The organism is Microcoleus sp. K5-D4 (genome assembly GCF_036704575.1).
GTDB lineage: Bacteria > Cyanobacteriota > Cyanobacteriia > Cyanobacteriales > Microcoleaceae > Microcoleus.
Map to the genome: position 1 here is coordinate 51,719 of NZ_JAUBSD010000026.1, position 23,261 is coordinate 74,979.

13 protein-coding genes are annotated in these 23,261 nt (G+C 46.4%); 6 read left to right on the forward strand and 7 right to left on the reverse strand.

The window, feature by feature from the left end; translation table 11 throughout:
• Positions 1–127 precede the first annotated feature (127 nt).
• Complete coding sequence (metK, locus tag QUA77_RS11050; protein WP_190663141.1) at positions 128–1,390, reverse strand: methionine adenosyltransferase; 1,263 nt, start codon at positions 1,388–1,390, stop codon at positions 128–130.
• 302 nt (positions 1,391–1,692) lie between these two features.
• On the opposite strand from metK, the gene QUA77_RS11055 reads away from it, so the two are divergent.
• Positions 1,693–3,417: an AAA-like domain-containing protein gene (locus QUA77_RS11055; RefSeq protein WP_333450153.1), complete on the forward strand. Its 1,725-nt coding sequence runs from the start codon at positions 1,693–1,695 to the stop codon at positions 3,415–3,417.
• Between the two features lie 91 nt (positions 3,418–3,508).
• Here the strand turns inward: QUA77_RS11055 and QUA77_RS11060 are convergent, their stop codons facing one another.
• Entirely contained in the window at positions 3,509–3,856 is a 348-nt protein-coding gene (locus QUA77_RS11060) for a rhodanese-like domain-containing protein (protein ID WP_333040418.1), read from the reverse strand.
• 98 nt (positions 3,857–3,954) lie between these two features.
• Positions 3,955–4,584, reverse strand: coding sequence for a hypothetical protein (locus QUA77_RS11065; protein WP_333450154.1), 630 nt, complete (start codon positions 4,582–4,584; stop codon positions 3,955–3,957).
• 196 nt (positions 4,585–4,780) lie between these two features.
• On the opposite strand from QUA77_RS11065, the gene rpsD reads away from it, so the two are divergent.
• Positions 4,781–5,389 (forward strand): 30S ribosomal protein S4, encoded by a 609-nt coding sequence (gene rpsD / locus QUA77_RS11070; RefSeq protein WP_172190738.1) that lies wholly within the window; start codon positions 4,781–4,783, stop codon positions 5,387–5,389.
• A 272-nt stretch (positions 5,390–5,661) separates the two neighbouring features.
• Here the strand turns inward: rpsD and QUA77_RS11075 are convergent, their stop codons facing one another.
• From QUA77_RS11075 to QUA77_RS11090, 4 genes are all read right to left on the reverse strand, one after another.
• The gene (locus QUA77_RS11075; protein ID WP_333450155.1) at positions 5,662–6,864 is read right to left on the reverse strand and encodes a catalase; all 1,203 of its coding nucleotides are present in this window, start codon (positions 6,862–6,864) and stop codon (positions 5,662–5,664) included.
• 198 nt (positions 6,865–7,062) lie between these two features.
• Entirely contained in the window at positions 7,063–8,682 is a 1,620-nt protein-coding gene (locus tag QUA77_RS11080; protein ID WP_333450156.1) for a peroxidase family protein, read from the reverse strand.
• Positions 8,683–8,784: 102 nt separating this feature from the next.
• Positions 8,785–9,828, reverse strand: coding sequence for a DUF2235 domain-containing protein (locus tag QUA77_RS11085; RefSeq protein ID WP_333450157.1), 1,044 nt, complete (start codon positions 9,826–9,828; stop codon positions 8,785–8,787).
• 635 nt (positions 9,829–10,463) lie between these two features.
• Positions 10,464–11,897 (reverse strand): MFS transporter, encoded by a 1,434-nt coding sequence (locus QUA77_RS11090; RefSeq protein WP_333040433.1) that lies wholly within the window; start codon positions 11,895–11,897, stop codon positions 10,464–10,466.
• Between the two features lie 713 nt (positions 11,898–12,610).
• Here QUA77_RS11090 and cbiD point away from each other — a divergent pair.
• From cbiD to QUA77_RS11110, 4 genes are all read left to right on the forward strand, one after another.
• Positions 12,611–13,732: a cobalt-precorrin-5B (C(1))-methyltransferase CbiD gene (cbiD, locus tag QUA77_RS11095; protein WP_333450161.1), complete on the forward strand. Its 1,122-nt coding sequence runs from the start codon at positions 12,611–12,613 to the stop codon at positions 13,730–13,732.
• Between the two features lie 347 nt (positions 13,733–14,079).
• Positions 14,080–15,681 carry a glutamine-hydrolyzing GMP synthase gene (gene guaA / locus QUA77_RS11100; RefSeq protein WP_445302070.1) on the forward strand — a complete coding sequence of 534 codons (1,602 nt, stop codon included), beginning with the start codon at positions 14,080–14,082 and terminating at the stop codon, positions 15,679–15,681.
• A 693-nt stretch (positions 15,682–16,374) separates the two neighbouring features.
• Positions 16,375–22,254 carry a CHAT domain-containing protein gene (locus QUA77_RS11105; protein WP_333450159.1) on the forward strand — a complete coding sequence of 1,960 codons (5,880 nt, stop codon included), beginning with the start codon at positions 16,375–16,377 and terminating at the stop codon, positions 22,252–22,254.
• Between the two features lie 591 nt (positions 22,255–22,845).
• Entirely contained in the window at positions 22,846–23,061 is a 216-nt protein-coding gene (locus tag QUA77_RS11110; protein ID WP_333170743.1) for a hypothetical protein, read from the forward strand.
• Positions 23,062–23,261: the final 200 nt, after the last annotated feature.

Sequence of the window (23,261 nt, forward strand, 5' to 3'; positions counted from 1 at the left end):
GGATAAGATGGGCAGCAAAACACCCAATATTATTTATGAATAAGGTGCGAAGTACGCACCCTACATTCATTGGTAGCACCCTATATTATTTATGGATAAGGTGCGCTGCGCGCACCCCAACATTGTACTATCCCGCTACTCCAGACAACTTCTGGCTCAAAGCTTCTTTCAAAAGTTCCGCCTTATCAGTTTCCTCCCAAGGCAAATCTAAATCAGTGCGTCCGAAGTGACCGTAAGCCGCCACATCTTGATAGAAACGACCGCCTCTTTCAGCAGGCAAATTCTGCAAGTTAAATGCCTGGATGATGCCCGCAGGACGCAGTTCAAAATGCTGCTTCACAACTTCTAAAAGGCGATCGTCATCAACTTTTCCAGTGCCAAAAGTTTCGATCATCATGCTAACCGGCCGCGCAACGCCGATCGCATAACTCAACTGCACTTCGCACTTTTCGGCTAAACCAGCCGCTACAATATTTTTAGCAACGTAGCGACAAGCATAAGCCGCGCTGCGGTCTACCTTGGTGGGGTCTTTCCCAGAAAAAGCGCCGCCGCCGTGGCGGGAATAGCCGCCGTAGGTATCCACAATAATTTTGCGGCCCGTCAAACCCGAATCTCCTTGAGGCCCGCCGACCACAAATTTGCCGGTGGGGTTGACAAGGAAGCGAGTTTCTGCATCCGGCTTCACGCTAATATCGGCAAACACGGGTTGGACGATAGCAGTCCAAAGGTCTTCTTTGATTTTGGCTTGAACTGCCGCTGTGTCTGTGATGTCGCCGATCGTTTCGGTGTGCTGCGTAGAAATTAAAATCGTATCTATGCCAACAGGTTTGCCGTCCTCATAGATGACTGTAACTTGGCTTTTGCCGTCGGGACGCAGGTAAGATAACTGACCGGTTTTGCGGACTGCTGCCAGTTGACGGCAAATCCGGTGCGCTAAACTGATCGGCAGAGGCATCATTTCCGGCGTTTCGTTGCAAGCAAAACCGAACATCAAACCTTGGTCGCCAGCGCCGATGGCGTCCAATTCCTCTTCACTCGATTGTTCCCGGCTTTCGTGGGCTGTGTTTACCCCTTGAGCAATATCGGGAGACTGAGAATCAAGAGCCACCAACACTGAGCAACTATTGGCCGAAAAGCCGTTGTCAGCGTGGATGTAGCCAATATCGGCTATTTTTTTCCGGGCTAATTCTATGTAATTTACCTGAGCTTTAGTCGTAATTTCGCCCGTCAGCAGCATTAAGCCGGTGTTGACGACAACTTCGGCTGCGACGCGGCTTTTAGGGTCTTCAGTCAGTAAGGCATCTAAAATCGTATCTGAAATTTGATCGCAGATTTTATCGGGATGGCCTTCAGTGACGGATTCAGAGGTAAACAGGTAGCGGCGTGACAATGATTATTTCTCCTTAGATAGGGACTCTTCCTGCGCGACCTCGACGACCGACGAGTTATTTTTCCGGTAAAGGCCAAGAATGATCGCGTCTGGGCTACCGTCGAATTTTTGTCGATCTGCAGAGCCGTGTTGAAGCAGGGTTTGAGACTGGGTAAAGTGACACTACTATAGCAAAGTCAGTTCCGGGAAGTCCCTAAAAACTTAGATTTTTTAGGATTGTCGATCGATCTTGGACACCGCTCGTCTACCTACTAACCTGACAAAGGTAAGATACAGTCAGGGTATCGCCTTGTGCAAGGACTATGGCAGGACTCCAAAAATCACCAAACTCGATCCAAACAGTTGCCGACCTAGATTTTCCCGGCGGCCCGATACCGCTTGACTCTCCATTTTATATTGAGCGCTCAGGGGCCGAAGCCCTGGCCTGTGCAGAAATTAGCAAACCCGGAGGCCTCGTTCGCATTAAAGCTCCTAAAAAAATGGGCAAAAGTTCGCTGATGCTGCGGATAATTGACGCGGCAGTCGATCGTGGATACCGCACAGTAACTTTAGACTTTCAGCAAGCCGACACAGCGGTTTTTGGTAGTTTAGATAAATTTTTGCGCTGGCTTTGTGTCAATGTCTCTCGGCAACTCAAACTCGAACCAAATATTGATGAATTCTGGGATGAAGATATGGGCAGCAAGGTAAGCTGCACTATTTACTTTGAAAACTATTTGCTCGCACAAATTGACAGTCCTGTTGTCTTGGCGATCAACGAAATAAATCGAGTATTTGAACGCACCAATATTGCTCAAGATTTTCTGTCTGTGATCCGTTTTTGGTACGAACAAGCTCGCGGTAGCCCAACTTGGCAAAAACTCCGCACCGTGGTTATTCATTCAACAGCAATTTATATTGATTTGAATGTTAATCAATCTCCATTTAATGTAGGAATGCCGATTAAACTCTCTGAATTTACTGCGGAACAAGTTCAAGATTTGGCGGGCAGATACGGACTAAGCTGGAGCGATCGCGATCCGATACAGCAATTAATGAACATGGTAGGCGGGCATCCTTATTTAGTGCATTTAGCGCTGTATCACTTGGCAATTTTGCAACAAAACCGCCTGTCCGTCGATCGGGATGAGCCTGGGGAGGAACTGGGGCGAGCCGAGTTGGCAGAACTGTTAACAGCAGCTCCTACTCACAGCGGAATTTATAGCGACTACTTGCAAAATCAGTCGATCGCCATTCAACAGCAGCCCGAACTCGCCTCCGCATTCCAACAAGTTGTCGATGCTAAAAATAGCATTCACCTCGAACCTTTGATGGCTTATCAGTTAGACAGCATGGGACTGGTCAAATTAGAGGGAAATAGCTGTAGTTTGTCTTGCGAATTATATCGGCTGTATTTTCAAGGGCAAAATTTGTGCGAGGACAAGTGGTCGGCTGTTGCTTTGGAGGAGTTGCAGCAAGAAAATCAAAGGCTGCAAGCTTTGGTGAATGTGGATGAACTTACTCAAATTGGCAACAGACGGCATTTTGATAGTTGCTTGCGAACCGAATGGAAACACATGGCTCGCGAGGGTTCTCCGATATCCTTAATTTTGTGCGATCTCGATTATTTCAAAATATATAATGATACCTACGGACATCAAGCAGGAGATGATTGTTTGCGATTAGTAGCTCAGACAATTCGCCGATCGCTCCAGCGTCCTGCTGATGTAGCTGCTCGCTACGGTGGCGAGGAGTTTGCTGTGATTTTACCTGAAACTGATGCGTCGGCGGCTGTGGTTGTTGCCGAACAAATTAGAGCGAAAGTGAAAGATTTGAATATTGTTTTTAACCCGAAGAGTCTTGACGGTCTGCCTAATTCTGTGGTAACGATTAGTTTGGGAATTGCCAGCGTTGTTCCGAGCGAGGAAAATGATGCAATAACGCTGCTACTGGCGGCTGATGAGGCTCTTTATGACTCGAAAAGGCAGGGGCGCGATCGGATCACTATGAGTACGCTTTTAAATTTTCGATTTGCTGCTGTTAATTAGCTCATTCCGGGGGAATATAATCGATTTATACACACACAAAGTCCGCCTGCGCGGACTCTAAAAAAACGATAGTTAAGAACTGGATTTGATGTTAATAGCGGGGGACGGTTCGATCGACCACGATTGAGTAAGCATCGATGCCGCCAACAATATTTTTAACGTTGGTAAATCCTCGCTCAGTTAACCAATGGCACATTTGAGCCGATCGCACTCCGTGATGGCACAGAACTAGGGTTTCTTTGTCGCGATCGAGTCTAGCGTCAATTTCACCAGACCATTCGGCAAACTCGCTCAACGGAAAAGCTACAAATCCCGGCAGCGCCGCGAGTTCAATTTCGTGAGGTTCCCGCACGTCTACAAGCTGCAATTTCTCAGCATTGGTTTCTGCTAATTGGCGAGCTAATTCTTCGACTGTAATTTGAGCAAAAATTTCTGACATTTGATTAGGAAAAAGTAGTCATTAGTCATCAGTCATTAGTCATTAGTCAACAGTTAACAGTCAACCGTCAACTGTCAACCGTCAACTGTTAACAGTGATTAATTGAGGGGCGCAGGCGGTGGAATTAGCTCCACAGGAGGGGTAGGTGCAGGAGGCCCGTCCAACTGGCTCACGCTGCCCCTCGGGTCAAGACAAGTGGCGATTAACCTGTCAGTGGGAAATTCGAGCCTGCCGCTCAAACCGACTACGCATTCAGCAAACTGTTGTGGCAATAAACTGCGGCGGCATCCATCGAGCACTACCAAGGGAGCCGCTGGTTGAGTTCGAGTTTTGCCGTTAATATTCACTACGCAAGTAGCCAATTCATTGGGACGCCTCACCCGCCGACAGCTAGAGAGCGCTTCGACCCCAGAAATATTGGTTTTGCGGTTGATTTGGAGGGCGCATTTAGATATGTCGCGGGGGCGGAGGGCGTCAGCACAAGCGCCGGCGGCTGCCTCTGCCCCCACTCCGGCTTCGATTAGTTCCAGAGCGCAGACGCGATAGGGATTCCTATTGCGAGGGATTCTAATAGTGATGGCTGAGGCTGGCGAGATTGGCAGTGCTGTTGCCAACAAACCTAGTGCTGCTAGCTGCGTGCCGAGAGCTAATATCCAGCGCGCGGTAGGGTTTGAGCCTGTCGGTGCTGGCTTTGGGGAAGAAGTGCGGGAAAAATTGCGGTTGTGCATGGCAGATCGAGTAGTGAGTTTTTTTGGCTGATTGGGGCGATCGATCGATCGGCTTTTCCTTCAGAATTTACCTCACATTATGGCTCGCGCTGCGGTCGATCGTTTTTTTATCGATCTTTATTTGAATTTTGACCGTTACCAACATATAATATAGAGTCTGCATAAAATTGCATACAGATATTAGAGAGGAAAATAAATGTCTCGATATCGAGGCCCCCGATTGAGAATCGTCCGTCGCCTGAAAGAGTTGCCGGGTCTAACCCGCAAAACCCCCAGACGAGATTATCCGCCTGGACAGCACGGTCAAAACCGCAAAAAGCTCTCTGAGTATGCGGTTCGCTTGCAAGAAAAGCAAAAACTCCGTTTCAATTACGGTGTGACGGAACGCCAACTGCTCCGTTACGTCCGCAAAGCCCGCCGTGTCACGGGCTCCACAGGTCAAGTGTTACTGCAATTTTTGGAAATGCGCTTGGACAATACTGTGTTTCGGATGGGAATGGCTCCAACCATTCCGTCCGCTAGACAATTGGTAAATCACGGTCACATAACTGTCAATGACCGTGAAGTCAATATCGCCAGCTATCAGTGCAAGCCTGGTGATGTGGTTGCGGTGAAAAATAGAGAGCGCTCGCGCACAATGGTAGAAGCTAATCTCAAAGACCCAGGCTTGGCTCACTTGCCGAATCACTTGGAATTTGATAAGCAAAAACTGGTTGGCAAAGTTAACGGCGTTATCGAACGCGAGTGGATTGCTCTACAGATTAACGAACTGCTAGTGGTGGAATACTACTCGCGGCAAGCTTAAGTTATTAGTCATCAGTCGTTGGTCATTAGTCATCAGTTGGTTGCTAGCAGAATAATTAATAATTGGGTACGAACCCAGTTATTGATTAATTGCTACTGAATAATGAGGACTAAAGACTGAGGACTAAGAATTCATAATTTTCAACACTCCCACCCCCTAAAAAGGGATGGGATTTTTTGAAGGTTTCGCTTGTTAAGTTCCTTGAGTTGCCATTTGCTCAGACGAGACCTCGCGGAGGGCATTAAATGATGTCCGACCCCCAAATTTTTCCTTTAAAATGTTTCTTCTCCGGTTGGTTCTTGGTGGACAAGACCTCGCTTTTGAAGGCGATAATTCGCTACAACGGGGTAAACAACACCGCGTATCCGATTGATCGCACCTACTGGACGATGAACTGCTAAGCCGTTCCAGGGAGAATATCTCAGGTTTTCGTTGAAATCAGATTGTTTTTCATAATCAATAATCTGATGCTTGACGGTGAGACGACCTACTCTCAAGAAGGGTGAATCCTGTTCCTTCCAGACATTGATGCCATCGTCGATCGGCATTTTTAAGCTGGTTTGGAACTGAATGCCAAAATCCCAACAGTATTGGGCATCAGGTTTCGCCAAGGCTTGAATTAGATCGTCCCGGTAATAATTGTCTGGTTGATTGGGATCTAAACCCAAGGCTTTAGCGCGATCGACAAAGGGAATTTTAGGAATTCCCGGTCGAGATTGTTCTGGAATTATGTCGTGCGGTGGTTTGCATGAAACCGGAGTAAACCCATACTTAATTACAGCAGGGTATTCCACAGGAACTAGACCAGGCTGGGAGGGATCGAAATCGGGATGGAGACCCAAAGCAGAGGGTGAACCGCTCCAATATTTGGCTGTTAGCAAACTCTTCGGAGTCCGGCTACCCGTAAGGGTTGACACCGCTAGAAAGTGTCTGGGATGTCGAATTAGCCACTTTTTCAATGCCTCTGGTGATTCAACCAGAGCAGAAAAAAAGCCGTAGTAGTCTTTGATTGTTTGGCTCACAAATATCTCTGAATTGTGAACAATGATGTCCTGGGTTTTTGACTCGTGGCTTTGCGCCAGTCGTTCCCCTTCCACCCCCATCACTTTCACAGAAATTGAGCGCGAATCTTTTTGGTAATCAGGGTATACTTTGGTAGCACCGTTAGCAAATCGCAACCAAACAGGATATTCTTTGGGCTTTGCTAGCAAACCTTGCTTAAGGGAAATAGCATTGAGTTGCGAAGAAGTTAAAGAAGCGCGTTTGCCCAATTCCCGTTTAATCGCTTCCTCATCAAAGTCAAAAATTTCCAGAGTTCCTTTAACGCAGGCATGAGTTTTGGCGTGAGTATCTCGCAGCGCCCGCTCCTTATTGCCGTAAAGATTATCCATCCGAAGCTTGGCCTGCTCAACCAAAAGATCGTAGTATTTGCGTTCGTCCTGTTCGGGATATTCGGTAAATAACTTCTTGCTCATAAATAACCTTCGGTTAATCGATAAAAAAGGTTCTACACAAACCGTTGCTTCTGTTAAATAGTATAGCTGCTGGTGCAATTGCTTCCGAATTGCCGTAGCCGAGGGCTTGCGAAAATATCGCCTTTTTCTTCCTCATTTTTGAGGGCGCAGGTGTGTTTGCGCCCCCCACTACCTTGAGTCTTAGTTGTCAGCTACAACTTAAAGATCGAAAGAGACTTTGTATTTTGGATCGCTTGGAGGAACATTACGATTCACTAAATCAGAGACTGTTTTGGTATTTTGGATAATTTCCCAACCAACCTCAGAAAAAGTTTCCTTATTGAAGACTTTAGGCGATAACAAAGGATTAGTTAAAGCTTGGGAGAAAGCATCAATGCCAATTATCCGTGCTACTAAAGGCGGAATTGCTGAATTTTTCCGGACATCTTCAGCGTACAATCCGACAAATAGTTCAATCTTATCAACATGACCGTACAACTCTTTTAATTTCTGTTGAGCGTATTCGTCACCCGTAATTTGATTGAAATCAGTCACCCTGGGATAACCACACATTTCGCGGTAATCGTTATAACTGGCTAACTGCGCCTGCCGTCCGAGTTTAACAGATGCTAGTTCGGTAGCATCAATAAATGTATAGGGTGTTCCTGCGATCTTAAAATCAGGTGTGTTAAACAAACCAATTCTAGTGCCTGGTTGGGAACAACTTTCTTCCATCAATGCACCCAACCCTTTATCGATTAACATCTGATTATTCCAAAGGGAATCGTACATGGATTTTTCTTGGCCGTCATAGATAAAGGTTTCCGGAATCGCACTATGCCAGCGATAGACAAAACTAAACTCAATCGCCATCCAATTTTCTCGATACCAACTTTCCTTGGTAAAAGCTTCAGGATCGGCAAAAAACCTAAAATTATAGGGCGTAATGTGGAAAATGTACTCTTCCATAATGATATTGAGAACAATCACCATGAGAATATTTCTCGCGGTTTGGAAGAGCCTCTCATCGTCCCATTCCGGATAGCTTTTGGACAAAACATCACAAATTCGATTATGCTCTCTGATACATAAAGTGTTGAGCATGACATAGCCAATTTGGACGTTTGCCCGTTCAACTCCCATTGCAAATAGCTTGCCTTTCTTTTCGGGGGGTTGTCTTTTCTCATCATTAAGGGGTGCATGAAGACCTTCAAATTGAGGATCGATAATACCCTGCTCAGGATCGGCATAATAAAAGAGTGGATACTCTTCTTCTACGCCATCTTTGCGCTTGAGTTTTTGGGTTTTAAATTTACCGTCTTTGAAAGCTCTGAGCATATTTGTTTGTTTGCGGGTCAACCCGTAAACATTACACATATCAATCTGATGGTTGGAGGTATTTTTGAAGCGGTTTTGCTGATCTATCCGCAGAAAACTATCTGTAAACCACTGCACCCAATAGGGAAAGAGCAGAGTCGATTTTTCCGAATAAATGGTTTTTCCATCTCTTTTTTGGAATAAGGTCTTTAATTTGTCCAGTGGTGGTAAATTCCCTTCTTTGTTAAATTCTGGGTCGGGAGGTAAATGTCGCCCAGTATAAGTCTTGTCTGTAAGTGAATCCCAAGAGATGTAGGTATCAGTTTTTTTGGGAATATCTGTCCCTGGAATTTTGGGATCTAAGCCCATTAAGCTATAGGGAAGCGGGCGAGTTGGAAGTTTGTAAATGATACTATTGAGAAAAAATTTGTTTAGTTTACGTTTCAGAGGCTCGTAACTTTGAACTAAATCCCAAATTGGTTTGAAATGAGTCAACGTATATGCTAAAGCTTTGTTGCTCAATCCATCTCTAGATGTATCTCTTGTCATGATTGCTTTTCCTTTCGATTGTTGTAGATTAGATCGTCTTCTTATGTTCGGTTCTGAGAGCTTGATAAAGTTTGATCATTTTTCTACATTTTCAATAACTTTGGAGAGAATTTTTTGCAGATTTTTAGGCCGATAGTCTTGGCTTTTTTTCAATCGCTCGATCGCGCTTTCATGAAGATCCTCAAGGGTATCCCCCACCTCGCGCCACTTGATTCCTGCCAATTTGAAGAACCCAGGATTGTTTTGAAAGGGAACCTTATAATCAGGCTTGATATCCTCAATGGCCTCTGGCTCGAATTCAAGCTTCAATTCAAGGTCACTGATTTGATCGAACATCCACTTCAAGACAGCATCTGATAACCCGCGGTATGCTGGCGTACCACCGCCGATGCAGCCATGTTCGCCTGGAAACCAAACTTGACGAAGCTTCTGGTTCGGGGCATCAGGATTTTTCTTCATCAGGGTAACATCAAAGACTTCGCGAATTTCGTCGATCGCAACGGCGTGCACCGCATTCTCAATATCCTTATTTAAAGTGGTGTCGTGGAATTTGTACCTTGCTTTGAGCTGTCCCTCAAACTTCCTGAAGGCGGGTACAACAGGAATACCAAGGGCTCCAACGGTGTCGAAACAACCAAGCAAGGTAATCGGGACGCGATCGCCCTTATCTTTGCCGTACTTTTCGCGGAAACTCTTTGCTTCCGGATGCTTTGGTGAAATCTCTCGCTTACGGTAAAGCTCGTAAGCTTGTGATGCCATGGTAACGTTACGGCGGGATAGGAGACCGGAGCAATAGATCATCCCCGCTAGACTCCTGACTGTGTAAGCACCGCGACTGAACCCGAATAGATAGATTTCGTCACCCTGATCGTAGTTGAAAGAAAGAAAACGATAGGCATCTTGGATATTTTTATCGATTCCCAGCCCAGTGACTCCGCCCACAATCTTGTTACTATCTACTCCAATTCCCTCGTCATAAAACACGATCTGCGGAACCCCGTCACTGGCTGTCCGTTTCACGGCCTGGGCAAGCTTAACCACATTAGTTGGGCACTGAGTATCTAGTTTGTTCCAAGTTCCATCACAGCAAACTATCAGACGTTTCCCTGGCTTCGTCATTTTTATATTCTCTCTTTGAATTTGAAAATTTGATAGCGACCTGTAATTGCTAATCGGTTACTTGAGATTCCCCGTTCCCCTTTTGGGTCGCTTCAGGCAAGCCCTCCTAATTTCTTGCTCGACGAAATTGTTATCGGGTTGGGCAATCTTTAGCTATTTCGATTCTCAGGATATTAGTCCCAAAACACCCTATAGTCTAGCTGGCTGTATTAAAATGTTAATTTTATTTATTTTTCTTAAAGTAAAATATTTACAGTGTGAAACAGTAGCTTTGGTTCTGGGAAAATGCTCGCTTTTCCTAAAACGTAAAAAATTCATAGCGTGAAATAGTAGCTTTGGTTATGGAAAAATGCTCGATTCTCCTAACAGAAGTAGCGCTCCGACGCCCTAGCTAAGAAACATTTAAACACATTTACGCTATGCCAGGTCAGTTTTTAGAACAGCTATATCTTATCGATTTGTCAGTTGGCTGCAAGATAATGGTGACGTATTGGCAGAACACCTAGCAGGTTTGGACTATGTTTTGGATTAAAATTTGTTTCAAGCACTCTCAGGTTTTGTGTGATGTGCTTGAAGTTTTTAACAATCTGTGGGCTTTTCTGGTTTCTCGATCGGTAAATTGGTGCGAAAAATTCCTAGTCGCGGTTTAAATTGAAACGTCCCAAAGTGGGGACGATCGACCGCAGGGACTGGCTACGAGGTTCTCGCACCAACAGCAAAGGCAGCAAGCCTACCAGCCGCACAGCAGCCGAAAGGGCAAACAGTGAGCCCAAACTCATGCCCGGAAGTTCGGCAAGAAAGCCACCGGCGGTAGTTCCCAAAGCCCCAGCTAATCCCGAAACCGCTGCGGCGATCGCAAAATAAGTTGAAGGTTGCTTGATCGACGCTATCTCCATTTGAATATTGTTAGTACACAGCCCGATCGCGCCTAACGTCGTTCCCCCCAACAAGTGCAGCAGCGGCAGCCACACCCATAGGGCAAACGGGTAATTGCCCGTACCCAACCACAGCAAGGGCGTTAGGGCCACCACCAGCCCCACCGCAATTAGCAGAGGGCGATTTCCCCAGCGATCGGCCAACTTACCCCAAAACATCAGCAGCAGTAGATTGGCGCCGGAACTTAAGCTGGTGTAAATCGTTACCAAACTCACATCCAAGCTTAAATCTTTCAGCAAGTAGATATTAAAAAAAGGCGCGCTGAGATTAATAGCAAATGTCCACACACTGAAGTAAAGAATAAACATTAAAAAATTAGAATCTTTCAGCACTGAAGGTACAAAATCTGTTATTTTCTTTGCTTCTTTCTCTGTAAGTCGATCATTCTGTGCATCTTTTTTGTATACGTGGGGATTCACATCAACCATAAAGAATTGACACCCCAAACTAATCATTCCCGCCCAAACACCCACCAATAAAACAATACCGTAGCCCAAAATTGGACCGCCGTCCCAAGTTGACACTCCCAATCCCATCAACGGTACTCCCAGCAAAGTGATGAGGCTGACAGCACTGTTGCGAAAGCCAAAATAGCGTCCTCGCAAGCGCTGAGGAACCACAGCAGCCATCCAACTGAACCAGCTAGAATTGGCCAAAGCTGCCAGCACGCTAGCTGCTACGACTGTTACCAGCGTCCATTGCAGCAGTTGGTGGGGGTCTGCGTGCTGGGAACCCCAAACAATTACCACCGCCAGCACCAGCCACAGCAGCCGCGACGCGCCGAATACAAATAGGTTGTACCAGTGGCGGCTGGTTGTGCGGTCTGCGATGTAGGCTCCTAGTGGTTGCAGGAGATTTACCACCATCGGAATAGCCGAGAATATACCTATTTCCACGCTGCTAGCCCCGAGTTGCAGCAAGAAGTTGCTCAGCAGCACGCCGCCAGTCGCCGACTCGAAGACAGCCGCAAAAACGCCGTCTAGAGTTGAGGCTTTCAGGGTTGATCGAACCTCTTGTTTAGAAATTTTGAGATCAGTTTGTGGAGGTAAAACGAGCTGAGATATTTGATTGTCTAGTATTTCAGGAGCCTGAAGAGATAGAGGTTCATTTAACTCTGCAACTGGTTCAAACATAGTCAATCGATTTTAGATTTTAGATTTTAAATTTTAGATTGGAGAATTGAAGTAACAGGGTTAGATAAAACCAGCCCCACCTCCAAGAGGTTAGCTCAAAAGTAGGACTGGCACGTCCGGGTAATTCCGATCAATATAAATGACTTGCGATCTATAGGACATCAACCGGTTGGGAGATATAAATATGCTAAGTGTAAAAAAGTAGGTTTTAGGGCTTAACCAGGAAGCGAGCGTAGCATTTCGCCTACCAAAAATTGCTCGAATTCCGCCTCAAACAAGGCCCCCCAAGGGCATAAGCAAATTTCGCGCGAGTTCACTGGGTTCTCAAATCTTTACGGCTAGCTAAATCTATAAAATGAAAGACGATCGACTTGCGGAGTATAGCTGCTAACTATTTCTACCTAATTCGTGGAATCCGTTTGTTCGTGCCAGCGCTCGCGATCGAGAGTCCGGGTTTTTTGTGAAAATCGCCCCCAGGTGCCGCTAAAGCTTCGGAGTGGCTTATTGGCAATCCTCTACGAGGGCTTCGCTAACACACATCAAAAAAGTGTTGCTTGCTTCCAGGCAACTCACAGGACAAAATTATAGTTGACAAAAATTACGCTAACTGCAGATAATAGCAAACCCTAGAATTAAACTTAAATGTTTGAGGGGTATCAGTGCTAAGGCGTGATGTCGATCGCCAGCAAATTTACGTATTTGTGCATTTGAGCGTGACCAAAACTCAACCTTTATCCGGGTATACACTGCCAGTATTTGCCTGTGCGGCCGCACTTGCAGCTTTGCGGTGCTTGCGTGAGGGTATTCACTCTCTAGATAGCGTATCAGTAAATTTACTGGAACCGCAAATAACGGCAGAAATTCCGATCGAACAGGCGTCTGTACTCAAAACTGATACCGCTTTAGCCGTGACTCGCTCCGATCCAGGGGAAAATCTCGATCTGACTCGCAATACCCCCGTTTGGGCAATGGTGGAATTGCGGAGAGAAGGAGAGGGGGAACAAATACAGATTGTTGGCGGGGAGGGAATTGGACATCATAAAGCAGGTGGAGGAGCGGCAATTTATGATTACGCAATGCGACTGTTGCGATCGAATCTGAGCCTAGAACTCTCACCGTCCGAAAAAATTACTGTCACCCTGATTCTGCCGTCTGGGCGGCAACTAGCCACCCGCACTTCTAACGAAGCTTTCGGCGTGGTAGAAGGACTTTCGCTGCTGGGTACAACGGGCATTTCTCAACCGCTGAGTGCCCCTGGACAGTTGGAAGTTTACCGCGAACAACTGCAACAAAAAGCCGAACTGTTTGACTGTTTGGTTTTCTGCATCGGCGAAAACGGCTTGGATTTAGCGCGACAACTGGGGATTAATCCTGAGAGGCTAGTCAAAACCGCTAACTGGCTCGGCCCGCTGCTGGTAGAAGCCGGATGTCAGGGCGTGCAGTCAATTTTGCTGTTTGGCTATCACGGGAAACTGATGAAATTGGCTGCGGGGATTTTTCACACTCACCACCACCTCGCTGACGGGCGCAGGGAAATTCTCACAGCTTACTGTGCTAAGGCTGGAATGCCCGCCGATGCGTGTTCCGCAATTTTTGCCGCAGCGACAGCCGAAGAGGCTCTGGGGCAACTGCGGGCTTTGGACGCCGAGTGTGGGAGCAATTGGGTCGATCGAATTTACGGCGACATCGCCCGACAAATAGACTTGCGCTCATCGGATTGCATTTTTACTCACACTAACTTGCACATCCCCGTGGGCTCGGTGATGTTTGGGCGCGATCGCAAAATTATTGTTAAAAGTGATATAGGAGATACATTTTTGACCCAAATTTGTTAATGTAGTGTGAATATCCCTGAATTCTGTTTAAAACATCGCTCAGGGATAATATTTAACAAGTAATAATTCTTTGTCCCTAGACCTTAATTATACTAGGTTGCTTGGGGACGCAGTTTTTGACGCCATAGTTCAATTAATTAGGGTAAGGATTTAAGTAAATCTCTGCTTGCCCTCGACCCTATTAATCGACTACGAGCGCTGACTGCAATCTAGTATAAATAAGATTTATTCCTAGCGACTAATGCTTGCTGGCCTTCCTCAGTTTGGTAGTGAAGCCGCGACAAATACCTCCCCTACTTTCTGCCCAATTAGCACTTAGCAATTACGCAATAACCGTGACTACTCAAATAAAAACTGAATCAGACTTCACAAACTCTTCTCTGGGGCCGATCGATCGCCAGATCATCGTGATTCTCGACTTTGGTTCGCAATATTCCGAACTGATTGCTCGTCGAATTCGCGAAACTCAAGTATATTCAGAAGTTATTTCTTACCGCACTACGGCAGAACAGTTAAAAGCTATCAATCCTAAAGGAATTATTCTTTCAGGAGGCCCGAGTTCTGTATACGATGAAAAAGCACCCCACTGCGACCCCGAAATTTGGAATTTGGGAATACCGGTGTTGGGAGTGTGTTACGGGATGCAGTTGATGGTAAAGCAGCTCGGAGGCACGGTTGAGCGATCTAAATTAGCCGAATACGGCAAGGCATCGCTATTTATTGACGATCCTACGGATTTGCTGACAAATGTCGAAGAGGGCAGCACGATGTGGATGAGCCACGGAGACTCGTGTACTGAACTGCCGCCTGGTTTCGAGATCCTCGCTCACACTGACAATACTCCGTGTGCTGCTGTTGCTCACCACGAGAAAAATTTGTACGGGGTTCAGTTTCACCCAGAAGTAGTTCACTCGATCGGGGGAATAGCTTTAATTCGCAATTTTGTTTACCACATTTGCGAGTGCGAACCGACTTGGACGACCGCTACTTTTGTGGAGGAATCGATTCGAGAAATTCGAGAGCAAGTGGGGGATAAACGAGTTTTGCTGGCTCTATCCGGTGGTGTAGATTCTTCTACTTTGGCTTTCTTGCTGCACAAGGCGATCGGCGACCAACTTACCTGTATGTTTATCGACCAAGGGTTTATGCGGAAGTATGAACCAGAACGGTTGGTAAAATTATTTAAAGAGCAATTCCACATTGATGTTGAGTATGTTAATGCTCGCGAACGCTTTTTAGCTCAACTTGAAGGGATTACCGATCCTGAAGTAAAACGCAAGCGGATCGGTCACGAATTTATCAACGTATTTGAAGAAGAATCGAAGCGTCTGGGCCCCTTTGACTACCTCGCACAAGGTACTCTTTATCCTGATGTGATTGAGTCGGCTGACACTAATGCAGACCCGAAAAGCGGCGAACGAGTTGCTGTTAAAATTAAAAGCCACCACAACGTCGGCGGTTTGCCGAAAGATTTGCGATTTAAGCTGATTGAACCGCTGCGAAAATTGTTTAAGGATGAAGTGCGAAAAGTCGGCCGGTCGATCGGGCTTCCCGAAGAAATCGTGAACCGGCAACCTTTCCCCGGCCCGGGATTGGCGATTCGGATTATAGGAGAAGTTACCGCAGAGAGACTAAATATTTTGCGGGATGCTGACTTCATTGTTCGCCAAGAAATTAACCGGCACGGCTTGTACGGTGAACTTTGGCAAGCTTTTGCAGTTTTGCTGCCGATTCGCAGTGTAGGCGTGATGGGCGATCAGCGCACTTATGCTTACCCGATCGTCTTGCGATTTATTAAGAGTGAAGACGGGATGACGGCTGACTGGGCGCGGGTTCCTTACGATTTGTTGGAACTGATCTCGAACCGGATTGTGAATGAGGTTAAGGGGGTGAACCGGGTGGTTTACGATATTACTTCTAAGCCACCGGGAACGATCGAGTGGGAGTGATTTGTAGTTAGCGATTAAGTAGGCGGACTAATTTTTTGTCTGTCTACTTATTTTGATTTTGGATAAAAGGGCGATTCCCTGTGAGATAGGTACGCTTCAGGGGCTTGAGGGAGTGGGAAGGGCGATCGCTTTTATAGAACCCATTTGACATTTTTTACTGTATTGAAGTAAAGTGACTGCAAAATTCCTATCCAGCAGTTATTCCCTACTCTACCAGCCTCACAGACGAAGAGTGGATCATCCTCGAATCCTTGTTTTTTCCGGTTGTGGCAAGGTAGGGGAAGAGAACGGGCAAATGCTTGGATAGATACTTGCAAAATCCTCGTCAGTAATTTTTAGAGAACTCTAGTTGATGCGACTGCCAAGGTTAATCTTTGTTTTATTACAAGACTTCGGACAGTGTTTGATAACCAACCGTATAATATGGCTTTCAAGGCGAGTGGGCAATCGAACTACCAAGGAAAAATCACGGGTTTCAGACTAGGAACTAAAAACTATCCGGACTATTGTTATTAGGCTGATGCTGATAAGGCTTGCAGCCGCTTAGATCTCAAATGGGTTCTATAAAAGTTTACCATTTGAGCTAAGAGCGCACTTTTTAACGTGCTTAGCTTAAACTCCACTCATGTTTTTTGAGGAAAAAGTTTTATTATAATTTAAGCGTGTTCAGCAAAAAAATCAGGGAGAAGTCTAATGATTACAACAAGAATAACTCAAAGATATCAACAGCAACTTTTGACTTATACTTGGGTGGTATCTTTAGGTTTTTTACTATTCTCACCTGCTGCTACAGGACAGCCAATTACTCCGTCTCCCTATGGCACAGGAACTGCTGTTAATGCCTCCGGCAATCAATTTAACATTAACGGGGGACAGCGCTCACAAGACGGCACTAATCTCTTTCATAGCTTTCAGCAGTTTGGACTCAAAGACGGTCAAATTGTTAACTTTATTTCTGAACCCACTATCCGCAATATTTTAGGGCGAGTTGTGGGTGGCGATGCTTCTTATATTAACGGTTTAATTCAAGTAATAGGCGGTAATTCTAACTTATTTCTGATGAATCCGGCGGGGATTGTTTTTGGTTCCAGCGCTCAACTAAACGTGCCTGGTTCATTCTTGGCAACGACAGCAACCGGAATCGGATTTGGCAACAATTGGTTTCAGGCAGTTGGCGTTAATGAATACGCTATGCTAACAGGAACGCCAAGCATTTTAAATTTTGCTACAGCTCAGCCAGGGGCGATCGCAAATTTCGGTCAACTGCGCGTACCTAACGGGCAAACGCTAGCTTTAATAGGCGGAACAGTTTTCAGCCCCGGTACTTTGTCAGCACCTTCCGGGCAAATTGCGATCGCATCGGTACCCGGAGAAAACTTAGTCCGCATTTCTCAAGCAGGGCATCTGCTGAGTTTAGAAATTTCCCCCTCTTCTAATCTAGGTTCTGCTTCTGTGCCGTTGAATCCCCTCACCCTGTCCCAACTGCTGACAGGAGGTAGCAGCAATGCTACAGGCGTTACAGTTAACAGCGACGGAAGCGTACAGCTAACGAATTCAGACTTGCAAATAGAAGCTGGCGATGTGGCGATCGCCGACACTGAGGCAACAGGTGCGAACCAAAATTTAGCAGTGTCTGCTCAAACGGCTACAGTGTCAGCCGCGCATAACCTGACTCTAGTAAACAGGCAACTACAAACAACTGGTGACTTGAAATTGCAAGCGGGGGAAATTGTCCGTATCCGCGACAGCGTGGCTAACTCTTTTGTTACTGATGTGGGTGGAAACCTAACCGTGCAGGGCGATCGCCAAATAGACATCCAGGCGCGCAATCACTCCCAAAGCTTACTGAGCGCTGACGGCCGCATCACACTTACCAGTAACGGTACTGTATCCGGTGATGCGCTTTTCAGAGCTGGCAGCGATTTCTCAATTGCCACACTTCAAGGTAGCCCCGGCAACTTCGCAAGTGCAGGCGGTTCTACGATCGTCTCAGGTGGAAACGTCTCTTTTGGTAATTACGCAGGCGCTTCTCTGGGAGTGCAAGCCGAAGGCGCGATCGCAGTCGGCGATCTCGCTATCACTTCCGCATCTAGCGATCGACCGCAGTTGGTTTTAACGGCTGGCAACCTACCCACTCCCCTCACTGGAAACAGCACTCTAGCACCCGCGAGTTCTTCACCTGCCAGCATTCAAGTTGGCAATATCGCGATCGCAGGTTCAGTTTTTTTAGGCGCTGCAAACAGCATTCAAGCAGCATCCATTACTTCAAATGGCGGAGATCTCGCGCTGGTAGCATCCGGGGACATCGCAGCGGAAAACCTGAATACTTCAACTTTAACGGGCAATTCCGGCAATATTACCCTCTACAGCGCGGGCGGAAGCATCAATACGAGCGCCAACACCTTGAACGCTTCCTCGATAGCCGGTAACGGTGGGTCAATTTTCCTGTATGGGGCAAACGCGATCGCCACCGGTGGAATTACAACCTCTAGCTTTATTGGAAATGGAGGCAACGTCACCCTTTATGGAGAAGGCAACATCAGTGCCGGCAACATCGACACTAGCGGAATCAAGGCAGGCGAGATCAGCTTGCTTAGCAATCTAGGTGCGATCGACACCGGTGCGAGCACTCTGAACGCAACTGGTGGCAGCGGAGGGGGCAACATCTCTCTCAATGCTTACGGCAATATAGCAACAGGAAATATTGTCTCTAGCGGTGGCAACATTACCCTCAGCAGTCAAGCAGGGGCGATCGATGGAGGCAATCTCTACTCTGGCAGCGGCAATGCAGGTGGCGATGTAGGGCTTGTGGCATTTGGTAGTATTGCAGTCGGCAACATTGCCTCAAACGGTGGCAGTATCAGCCTCAATAGTGTCAGCTTCAACAACAGCAGCATCAGCGCTAGAAATTTTGATTCGAGTTCTAACAGAGGAGTGGGAGGCCCGATCAAACTCAAAGCTGGTGGGGGTGATACTGGGGGTGACATTGTGACTGGTAATATAACCTCCGGTGGCGGTCGCATTTATGTGTTTAATGATGGTTACTTTAACGCTGGCAATATTACCCTAAATTCCAGCTATAGCGGTGGAGTAGGAGGTCAGATCAAAGTAAATACAGGGCCTGTAACTCTTGGAAATGTCATTTCTGGAGGTGGCTCGATCAAGTTATCGATTCTAGGCGAAGTCAACGTCAGTGGGGTAATAAATTCTAGTTCCAGCACGGGGAAAGGTGGCGCAATCGAGATTTATGGAACCGATGTTAGTGTCAGAGATATTATTTCCGGCGATAGCGCTATTGGTTTGCGGAATGAGCCACTTGGGGGAATCACGCTCAATATTGGCGCTTTAAATTCTACATCTGCCCAAGGGAGGGGTGGCAATATTGAGATTAGGGGGGGTCGTTTAACTACTGTAGGCAACATAACTTCTGGGGGTAGCGCGATTCTCCTTGAAGGAGAATCCAGTCTTAGCACCACCGGAGACAGAATAGATTCGAGCACGAGCGCAGGAGTTGGTGGTAATATTGTACTCCGCTCCAACGAAGACATCACTGTAGCGGGTTCTATCCTTTCTGGAGGAGGCAACATCAGTTTGCTCACCTCTGGTGACAGTATTAATGCCAAAAACAGCTTCCTCAGCTCTGTAGCTGAGATTGGCCTACCAGATGGAAACATCACTTTACAAGCTGGGAACGCGATCGCTCCGGGTACTATCCTGACCTATGAGGGTAAGATTCGCCTCGCTACTAGCAGCAATAACCCCAACAGCATTGATACCACTGGCAGCCGATTAATATCTCTGACCGATCCTACCTTTGTTTTGGGCAGTCCACGATTAGAGATTGAGCGAGCTTTCGGCTTTGGGAGTGGTGGGTTAGCTCCCCTACTACCGCCAGAACCGCCAACAATTGCTGCACTCGCACCACCTGGGATTCAATTCCCTGCGATCGCACCTTTAGGCTTAGGTGTACCACAACCAGATAATCCTGATACTCCTTCCTCTGGGTTAGCTCCCACGCTGCCGCCAGAAATGGGCGTGCCACAACCATTAGAAGTTCCTTCCTCTGGGTTAGCTCCCACGCTGCCTGCAGAAAGGGGCGTGCCAGAACCATTACGTCTCCCAACCATCACACCACTCGTACCAACGCTTGCAAACTCAGATGCAATACCAACTGCGGCAGCCACTGTACCTGTCTCAGTGCAAGTCTCTAATACACAGCCAGAAAATCCTAATACCCTGGCCGGTCAACAATTGAGCCAGCTTAATGGCGATCAAAATCGCGAACCGCAAAACTTAGCAAGTCTGACACCGAGTGTCGCTCAATGCTTAAGTGAGGAACAATTACTGGGGCAGCAACCAGGATTGCCTCTCCAGACTGCGCCAAAAGACTACAGCAAAGCGATCGCCTGCTACCAGCAGAATTTAGAGCTGGCGAGACTCTCTCGCGATCGCGCTAGGGAAGGCTACGCGCTCAACAATCTAGGCGCGACTTACTACGCGATTGGAGATTATGAAAAAGCAATTTCTTACCACCAGCAGCGCTTAGCAGAAGCTGAGTCCAGGGCCGATTTATTGGGAAAGGGACAAGCTTTTATTGGTTTGGGAGCTGCTTACGGCGCGATTGGCAATTATAAAAAAGCAATCGAATACTACGAGCAAAGTTTGGAAGTAGCGCATTCCCTAAAATCGGCTGATTTAGAGGCGAGTGTTCTGAGAAATCTGGGATTACTTTACTATGCCCAAAAAGAGTATACAAGGGCAGTTGAATATCAAGAGCAAAGTTTAGCGATCGCTAAACAGCAGCGCGATCGCCGAGGCGAAGCTCTTGCTTTGAGCAATTTGGGATTAGTACACTATTCCCTAACCGATTATGCCAAAGCAATTGATGAGCATAAACAAAGTTTAGCTATAGCCTCAGCACTGGGCGATCGCTTCGTTCAAGGTCGTGCTCTAGAGAATTTAGGAATTGCTTACTATGCTGTCAAAAATTATCCTCAAGCGGTTGAGTCTCACCAACAAAGTTTAGTCATTGCCAGAGAACTGAGCGATCGCCACGCCCAAGGCCGCGCACTCACAAATTTAGGTGACGCTTTATACAAAGCAAAGCAACCAGCAGAAGCTATCAAAGCTTTATTTTCAGCCCTTGAAATTTGGGAATCTCTGCGGTTAAATGTAGGCAATAACGACCTCAATTTAGTTTCAATTTTTGAAACCCAAGAAACAACTTATAGCACTTTGCAAGAAGTGCTTGCTAGTCAAAATCAGAATGATAAAGCGCTAGAAATAACAGAACGGGGACGGGCGCAAGCTTTTGTTAGATTATTGACCAACCGTTTTTCTTCCCAGTCAGCACAGCCTACCCTAAAGGCATCGGAAACTCAAATAAAACCGCTCAACATCCAGGAAATTAAGCAAATTGCTAAAGAACAAAATTCTACTTTAGTTTCTTACTCAATTATCAAAGAAGTTGTAGAAGCTGACGGCCAAAGAAAGTTGCAAGATTCAGAACTTTATATCTGGGTAATGCAGCCGACCGGAAAAATTGAATTTCGTCGCATCAGTTTGAAACGTTTGGTTGAGGAACAAACTGCATTAAAAGCCTTGGTTACTCAAGGTCGTTGCTTCATTCCCAGTTGCCTGCGAAACAAGCAGCGATCCCAACCAGGTACAAATCCCACGCCAACCCGGCATATTGTCGAGCAACGATTTTTAGACCCGTCATTGCAAGAGCTTTATCAACTACTGATCGAACCAATTGCTGACCTTCTACCTCAAGATCCAGCGTCGCGAATTACCTTTATTCCTCATGAATCTTTGTTCTTAGTTCCCTTTGCCGCGTTGCAAGATAGTTCGGGAAACTACTTGATAGAAAAACATACAATTTTAACAGCACCTTCAATTCAAGTGCTGTCTTTAACAAAGAAACAGCAACAGCTTGCTTCAGGAAAAGGTGCGCTAGTCGTTGGGAATCCTACCATGCCAAGTGTTGCCTTTGCGACGAACCAACCTCCTCAACAACTGTCATCACTCCCACACTCTGAAGCCGAAGCGATCGCGATCGCTCAGCTTTTGAATGCTGAACCGCTTACAGGCGACAAAGCGACAAAAGTAGCAGTTTTACAGCAAATAGAGCGATCGCGCATCGTGCATTTAGCAACTCACGGCATCCTGGATGACGTGGAGGGATTGGGGGTACCTGGAGTCATCGCACTTGCCCCAAGCAAGGATGACAGTGGTTTACTCACTGCTAGCGAAATTTTCAATTTGAGGTTGAATGCCGAACTCGTCGTTTTGAGTGCTTGCAATACGGGTCGCGGTCGTATTACAGGTGATGGCATCATTGGTTTATCGCGATCGTTTATTGCAGCAGGCGTTCCGAGTGTTGTAGTTTCTCTGTGGTCAGTATCTGATGAATCAACAGCCGACTTGATGGCGGAATTTTATCGGCAGATGCAACTAACGCCTGATATTGCCCAAGCGCTGCGGAAAGCCATGCTGGTGACATTGGTCAAACATCCTAATCCTGTAGATTGGGCCGCTTTTACCCTCATTGGCGAAGCAGAGAAACGTTAACCCGGAAAAGCTGATTTCCTGTCGTCAAGAGACCTAGACCTGCTCTTCCGTACTTAGTGTGCCGAATTATCATTTTTCTGGTGTCTTATACCCCACGTCCGGCCCTTTGATATCAATTCCGGTTAGATCGGAAGGATTAAACCACAGAGGACGCAGAGGATACAGAGGAAGGTAAGAGAGATGAATAATTCCGATGAAGGGCGGATTTGATATGACTCTCACATTCAGGTATTTTTGACCAAGCCATGAGGTTTGCATCAATTTTGAGGAAATAAAAAGTCAACTGTTGTTACTTGTTGAGAATTTGTTCAAGCAGAGGCAGTTCTTCCTATGAAGGTCTGAAACTTTTGCACAGCAGGAATTTCAGACTCGTGCCAGACGAAAAATATCACGGTGTTATAGTCAAAGGGCGGAAGGTGGGTTGTAATTTTTCCACCGCTGCATTGGTTTCAATGTTGTGACTTCGATCACTGGTTACACGGACTTGGTTCACCGAATATTTTCAGTATTATCACGGAAAAAAACCAGCACCATCACTTGCTCTTAGAATAAACCACGAGATGATTAAGGTGTCGAGTTCAAAACAATCCCATGTCTCCAGTTAATCTTCTCCCCGGCGCTATCAACGAATTAATTGCCACTGTCACCGATACTCACCGCGTTACCAAAGCTGACCGCTACGGCATGATGGCCGCTATCCTTGATGAGTCCATCAGTGAAGAAGAACGTGGCTCACTCGATCGTCTGATTCGCTCCCTGGTCAAAGGTCGGGTTCAAGTCAGTGATGAACTCTCCATCGTCTCGTAAGCAGAAAGCTCGTTGAGAACTCGACACTCTACAACAGCTTTCGATTGGGAAAGTTTAGACCAGTCACTGATATTGCGATCGGCCTCTATAAGGATAGCTTTTTGTATTGTGAAACTTCAATAAGATTTTAAGCATCTATAAACAATAGTAGTATCATATAGTCATGAAAGTCAAATAAAGAACAATTAATGAATCAAAAA

Coding starts and splice junctions, on each gene's coding strand:
- QUA77_RS11055 (WP_333450153.1), top strand. CDS start 1,693: ATGGCAGGACTCCAAAAATCACCAAACTCGATCCAAACAGTTGCCGAC.
- QUA77_RS11060 (WP_333040418.1), bottom strand. CDS start 3,856: ATGTCAGAAATTTTTGCTCAAATTACAGTCGAAGAATTAGCTCGCCAA.
- QUA77_RS11065 (WP_333450154.1), bottom strand. CDS start 4,584: ATGCACAACCGCAATTTTTCCCGCACTTCTTCCCCAAAGCCAGCACCG.
- rpsD (WP_172190738.1), top strand. CDS start 4,781: ATGTCTCGATATCGAGGCCCCCGATTGAGAATCGTCCGTCGCCTGAAA.
- QUA77_RS11075 (WP_333450155.1), bottom strand. CDS start 6,864: ATGAGCAAGAAGTTATTTACCGAATATCCCGAACAGGACGAACGCAAA.
- QUA77_RS11085 (WP_333450157.1), bottom strand. CDS start 9,828: ATGACGAAGCCAGGGAAACGTCTGATAGTTTGCTGTGATGGAACTTGG.
- QUA77_RS11090 (WP_333040433.1), bottom strand. CDS start 11,897: ATGTTTGAACCAGTTGCAGAGTTAAATGAACCTCTATCTCTTCAGGCT.
- QUA77_RS11105 (WP_333450159.1), top strand. CDS start 16,375: ATGATTACAACAAGAATAACTCAAAGATATCAACAGCAACTTTTGACT.
- QUA77_RS11110 (WP_333170743.1), top strand. CDS start 22,846: ATGTCTCCAGTTAATCTTCTCCCCGGCGCTATCAACGAATTAATTGCC.